We start from the raw sequence: 5621 nt of genomic DNA, 5'->3' as shown, positions 1-5621 counted from the left end.
TTACGGCGCGCGATGGCCTCGGCGACCGTGTCAAGGGCCTCGATTCCGGCGCGGACGACTATCTGGTGAAGCCCTTCGAACTGCCCGAACTGGCCGCCAGATGCCGCGCCTTGCTCCGCCGGCCGGGGGCGTGTCTCGGCGTCACGCTTAAAGTGGCTAACCTTGAGCTCGATAGCGTGGGGCGTGAGGTTCGAGTGGATGGCGCGCCGATCCGTCTGTCGCCGCGCGAGCGCGATCTGCTTGAGCGTCTGATGCGTCGGGTGGATCACGTCGTCGCCAAGGAAAGCCTTGAAGAGGCGCTTTATTCATTGGAATCGCCGGTGACGCCAAACGCGCTCGAGGCCACGGTTTCTCGCTTACGCAGGCGCCTGTCGAGCTCTCGGGCTGAGGTCGCCATACACACCGCTCATGGGATAGGGTACATGCTGGCGGAGAGGCGGACCCCTACGAATGTCTTACTCGGTGAGGAGCAGTCCTGACGTGACGACGAAGGCGCTTCCGACTCGAAGCCTGTTCGCAACGCTGTCGCTGCGCCTCGCCCTGGTGGGCCTTGGGTTCACGTTGATCCAGTTGCTGGTTGTAATCTGGATGTATGTCGACAACCCTAACGAACTCGACCAGCTTCTTGTGACTGCCGAAGCCAATCAAATTGCGGAGTTTATCCCGCAGATTCGCGCTGAGAACGGCGTTATACCAAAGGATCTCAAGGAAGCCTTTGTCGCAAGTACGCGTCGCGCGTTCTTGGTCCACGAGCGGGACGGCGCCGTTGTCGGACGATTTGATGCAGGTGACCTGAAGGTCGCCGACGAGGCGCCGGCGTCGTTTCTGGTGATCCGAACGCAGCGCGAGGAATGGGGGGATCGTTTTCTGCTGTCGGGAACCCGCCGCGTCATGGTGTCAGGTCAACCATATTGGATCAGCGTCGCGATTTCCGGAGCTGGATTTCGGCCGGTTGTTCCGGTCATCTATAACGAGGTCAGGGTCCATGTGATCTTTCCCGTGATCCTGTTGTCGCTGATGTTCCTGCTTTTTAATATCAGCGCGGTTCGCAGCACACTCCAGCCATTGAGGGTCGTGATCGCTGCGGTCAACGAGATCAATCCGGCCCAGGTCTCGACGCGCATCGACGCCTCGACTTCATCGCGCGAGGTGCAGGCGCTGGTCGCCGCAGTCAATCGGATGCTTGTCCGCCTCGAACGATCTGTCCGCGCGCTTCGGGAGTTTGCCGGCAATGCAGCGCACGAGTTACGTACGCCTTTGGCGATCATGCTTCTCTCCATCGGCAAGTTGCCGGACGGTGACGTCAAATCCAAGCTCTTGAGGGATGCGCACGGCATGAAACGACTTGTCGACCAGATGCTCGACATGTCTCAGGCCACTGCTCTTGAAATCGACGGACAGGCGCTTGTTCCGCTCACGGCGGTCGCACGTGATGTAGTGGCCGATCTCACGCCTCTGGCCGTCGCCCGTGGGCGATCCCTGGTGTTTCACGACGCTGGCGCCCCCGAGATTCACGGTCACAGCGAGGCGATCGGCCGCGCTCTGAGAAACATCATCGAAAATGGTCTTTCCCATACGCCGGCCGGGACCGCTGTCGAGGTCACAAGCGGTCCCGGCGCCTGCTACACAGTGCGCGACCGCGGACCTGGCATCCCCAAAGAAATGCGAGCCAAGGTGATGGAGCGATTTTATCGGATCGACCAGAGCAGCAACAAAGGCGCCGGGCTTGGTTTGGCGATTGTCCTCGCTATCGTGGAGGCGCACGGAGGCAGTGTCGAGATCGACGAGGCCCCGCAGGGAGGAACGCTCGTCCGCTTGAACTTCGACGCCTGCGGTCGCGGACCTCTCGATACCGCATAGAGGCAGGCGATAACCTGGGCGCGCGTGGTCCCGCAGATATCGTGCGTCCTCCGGATCTGTCAAAGAGGATATCGAATTCTAATTCCGGGCTCGTGGAGCAGAATGGGCGGGCTGAGCGTGCGCGGCCGAAAATGATGACGGACGCGGCGATTAGGGCCGGCCTGCCACCGATCTTGCGGCGCACAGGCGCCGGTTCCGAGGCCATGCCGCGTATCGCCGTATCGATGACGTTGATCGTCATCCTTGCGCGGAGGCCGACGCCATCGCCCGCGCGCGGCTGGCGGAAGTGGACCTGCGCATCGCCCGTCTCGCCGCCCTCAGGGACGAACTGGCGCAAATGATCGCACCGCCGCGTCGGCCAGGTGCGGGAATGCCGCGTGATCGAGGCGCTGGCCGACGAGAGCCACCGTCATGGCAAGCTGACGTGAACCGAAACATTTGGCCCGTCCCTGGCCTCAAGATTCGCCAGAGAGCGTGCGATACGAGAGATGCGCTGCTGGGCCGCCGAAACTGGTCAAAACCAGCCGCGGGAATGCCGAAAAAACTTCACGCTATGACATCATCGCTCTTTTCCGCCTGCCTGCGGTCAAAAGCGCGATCAGATCGAACGCTGGTTGACCCGCTTGGACAAGTCCTCGGCGTTTTCCTTGCGTTCCGAATAGCGATCGACGAGGTAGTCGGCGCAGCCCCGGGTCAGCAGCGTGAACTTGACCAGCTCTTCCATCACGTCGACGATACGGTCGTAATAGGCGGAGGGCTTCATCCGGTCGTTGTCGTCGAATTCCATGAAGGCCTTGGCGACAGAAGACTGATTCGGGATGGTGATCAGCCGCATCCAGCGGCCGAGAATACGCATTTGATTGACGGCGTTGAAGCTCTGCGAGCCGCCGCAGACCTGCATGATCGCGAGCGTCTTGCCCTGCGTCGGGCGGACCGCGCCGAGCGACAAAGGTATCCAGTCGATCTGCGCCTTCATGATAGCGGTCATCGCGCCGTGGCGCTCCGGCGAGCACCAGACCATGCCTTCGCACCACGTGACAAGGTCGCGCAATTCCTGAACCTTGGGATGCTCGGCTTCGGCATCATCGGGCAATGGCAAGCCACTCGGGTTGAAGGTCCGCGTCTCGGCGCCGAGGCGCTGAAGAATGCGCGCCGCCTCTTCGGTCATCAGCCGGCTGAAGGCGCGCTTTCGCAGCGAACCATAAAGCAGCAACATGCGCGGCGCGTGGGTAGGACGCGGCGCGGAGAACAGCCGCCGCTCATCGATCGGACTGAAGCAGGTTTCGTCAATATTTGGTGTGGAATCGACAATCTTAGCCAACTCGGCGACCCTCCACGTCGATCAGCAATTGTCCGTCCTCCTTCATGAAGGGACCCGGCGGCAGACGGTCGAGCAGATCGAGAACGACTTCGCTCGGACGGCACAGCTTCACGCCCTTCGTCGTGCAGACGATGGGCCGGTTGACCAGAATTGGATGTTCAACCATGGCGTAGAGCAGCGTTTCGTCAGGAACCGTGGGATCGAGCAGGCCGAGTTGCCCCGCCGGCGATTTCGTCGTCCGCAAGGCCTCGCGCGGCGTCAGGCCGGCGGCGGCGAACAGGCCGAGAAGCTGCGGCTTGGTCCAGCCGGTCTTGAGATATTCGATCATTGTCGGTCGGTAGCCGGCCGCTTCGATGAGGGCCAGAACGTTGCGCGACGTGCCGCAGTCCGGATTGTGATAAATCACGACATTCATGGCTTTAGCCGGCGACCTTTCCGCTGATTTGCCGACCGACGCCACGCCGGCGAACGGCCGCGCCCGCCTCGTACCATGAGCGGGTCGCGTTGACGATTTTGACCACCGACAGCATGACGGGAACTTCGATCAAGACGCCCACGACCGTGGCCAGCGCGGCGCCGGAATGGAAGCCGAACAGGCTGATTGCGGCGGCGACCGCAAGCTCGAAGAAATTGCTGGCGCCGATCAGCGCCGACGGCGCCGCCACGCAATGGGCTTCCCCGGTCGCCCGGTTGAGCACATAGGCGAAGCCGGCGTTGAAATAGACCTGGATCAGGATCGGGACCGCGAGCATGACGATGACGAGCGGCTGCGCCAGAATTTGCTGCCCCTGAAAGCCGAACAGCAGAACCAGAGTAGCGAGCAGGGCGACCAGCGACAGAGGCTGCAAATGCTTCAGCGTCGCCGAAATCGCGGCCTCGCCGCCGCGCGCCAGCAGGGAGCGGCGCCAGACCTGCGCGACGACGACCGGTACGACGATGTAAAGCGCGACCGAGAGGATCAAAGTCCCCCAAGGCACGGTGATGGCCGACAGACCGAGCAGCAAGCCGACGATCGGCGCGAAGGCGATAATCATGATCAGGTCATTGAGCGCCACCTGGCTCAAAGTGAAATGCGGCTCGCCCTTGGAAAGATTGCTCCACACGAACACCATGGCCGTACAGGGCGCCGCCGCCAACAGGATCAACCCGGCGATGTAGGAGTCGATCTGATCGGCGGGCAGATAGGCGCGGAACAGACCGCCGATGAACAGCCAGCCGAGCAGAGCCATCGAAAAGGGCTTGATCGCCCAATTGATGAACAAGGTCACGCCGATGCCGCGCCAATGCTCCCTGACCTGGGCCAAGGCCGCGAAATCGATCTTCAGCAGCATCGGGATGATCATCAGCCAGATCAGCGCGGCGACGGGCAGATTGACCTTGGCGATTTCCGCGGCGCCGATGGTCTGAAAGATTGGCGGGAAGAAATGGCCGAGTAGGACGCCGGCGACGATGCACAGCGCCACCCAGAGGCTCAGGTAACGTTCAAACGTGGACATGGGCGAATTCCGTTGACGCCGGCGACGGTCGCGGAGCCGGGAAATGAAAAATCAGGCTTCGGATTTGGCTTTGGTCGCGCCTTCCATCCGTCCGATCTCGTTCAGCCGGGCGGCGAGCGTCAATCGGTCGAGCCGTTCGACCGGGATTGCGGCGAAAGCGGTAATGCGGTTCTTGAGATAGCGGAACGCGGTGACGAAGGCGCGCTCTTTCTCGATGTCGGCTCCCGCAACCGCCGCAGGGTCTTCGACGCCCCAATGAGCGGTCATGGGCTGGCCCGGCCAGAACGGGCAAGTTTCGCCGGCGGCGGCGTCGCAGACCGTGAAGACAAAATCCATCTTCGGCGCGTCCTCGCCGGCGAATTCGTCCCAGCTCTTCGAGCGCGCGCCATCGGTCGGATAGCCTGCCTCCGCCAGCACCTTGAGGGCGAAGGGATTGACGACGCCCTTGGGATGGCTGCCGGCGGAAAAGGCGCGGAATTTGCCGGCGCCGTCCTTGGCGAGGATTTTTTCCGCGATGATCGAACGCGCGGTGTTGCCGGTGCACAGGAACAGCACATTGAAAACGCGGTCAATCATGAGCGTTCGCCTTTTTCGGGACAGCAGGGGGAGAGTTCGGCAATCAGTGGCGCGCACAACTCAGCGCGTCCGCCGCAGCAATCCTTGAGCAGAAAGAGAACGACTTCGCGCAGGCGGCCCAAGTTGGCGCGGTAGACAATCGAACGGCTGTGCCGCTCGCCATGAACCAGTCCGGCGTTGGCCAGAATCGAGAGGTGCGTGGACAGCGTATTTTGCGGCACGCCGACCAGCCGCGCGAGTTCTCCCGCCGGGACGCCGTCAGGTTCCCGAGTCACCAGCAGCCGAAAGGCCTGCAGGCGGGTCGCCTGCGATAAGGCCGCAAAAGCGGAAAGAGCGCTTATTTCATCCATATATCGAGATTATTGGAT

7 protein-coding genes and 1 pseudogene are annotated in these 5621 nt (G+C 62.1%); 3 read left to right on the top strand and 5 right to left on the bottom strand.

From position 1 onward, the window contains the following. The 3 genes and pseudogenes from ACE3S9_RS13905 to ACE3S9_RS13895 all read left to right on the top strand — a co-directional run. A partial coding sequence (locus ACE3S9_RS13905; RefSeq protein ID WP_374547067.1) for a winged helix-turn-helix domain-containing protein occupies window positions 1-479 on the top strand: 479 nt, incomplete at its 5' end. A 1-nt stretch (window position 480) separates the two neighbouring features. Then, a complete protein-coding gene (locus ACE3S9_RS13900; protein ID WP_374547066.1) occupies window positions 481-1860 on the top strand; it encodes a sensor histidine kinase in 1380 nt (459 codons plus the stop codon). 220 nt (window positions 1861-2080) lie between these two features. Then, window positions 2081-2185 (top strand): annotated as a pseudogene (locus tag ACE3S9_RS13895) (MerR family DNA-binding protein); the annotation flags it as partial. Between the two features lie 273 nt (window positions 2186-2458). Here the strand turns inward: ACE3S9_RS13895 and arsH are convergent. Genes arsH through ACE3S9_RS13870 form a run of 5 tightly spaced genes read right to left on the bottom strand, consistent with a single transcriptional unit; the run spans window position 2459 to window position 5603 of the window. After that, window positions 2459-3172, bottom strand: a complete 714-nt coding sequence (gene arsH, locus ACE3S9_RS13890) for an arsenical resistance protein ArsH (RefSeq protein ID WP_374547068.1) — start codon at window positions 3170-3172, stop codon at window positions 2459-2461. Window position 3173: 1 nt separating this feature from the next. Further along, on the bottom strand, window positions 3174-3596 hold the full coding sequence (arsC, locus tag ACE3S9_RS13885; RefSeq protein WP_374547064.1) for an arsenate reductase (glutaredoxin): 423 nt from the start codon (window positions 3594-3596) through the stop codon (window positions 3174-3176). Between the two features lie 4 nt (window positions 3597-3600). Beyond that, window positions 3601-4677, bottom strand: a complete 1077-nt coding sequence (gene arsB / locus ACE3S9_RS13880) for an ACR3 family arsenite efflux transporter (protein ID WP_374547063.1) — start codon at window positions 4675-4677, stop codon at window positions 3601-3603. A gap of 51 nt (window positions 4678-4728) precedes the next feature. Then, on the bottom strand, window positions 4729-5253 hold the full coding sequence (locus tag ACE3S9_RS13875) for an arsenate reductase ArsC (protein WP_374547062.1): 525 nt from the start codon (window positions 5251-5253) through the stop codon (window positions 4729-4731). Next, window positions 5250-5603, bottom strand: a complete 354-nt coding sequence (locus ACE3S9_RS13870; RefSeq protein WP_374547061.1) for an ArsR/SmtB family transcription factor — start codon at window positions 5601-5603, stop codon at window positions 5250-5252. The genes ACE3S9_RS13875 and ACE3S9_RS13870 overlap by 4 nt, the downstream gene beginning before the upstream one ends. Between the last annotated feature and the right edge of the window lie 18 nt (window positions 5604-5621).

Source organism: Rhodoblastus sp., assembly GCF_041915505.1.
Lineage (GTDB): Bacteria > Pseudomonadota > Alphaproteobacteria > Rhizobiales > Beijerinckiaceae > Rhodoblastus.
This window is presented reverse-complemented; position numbering and strand designations above follow the sequence as displayed.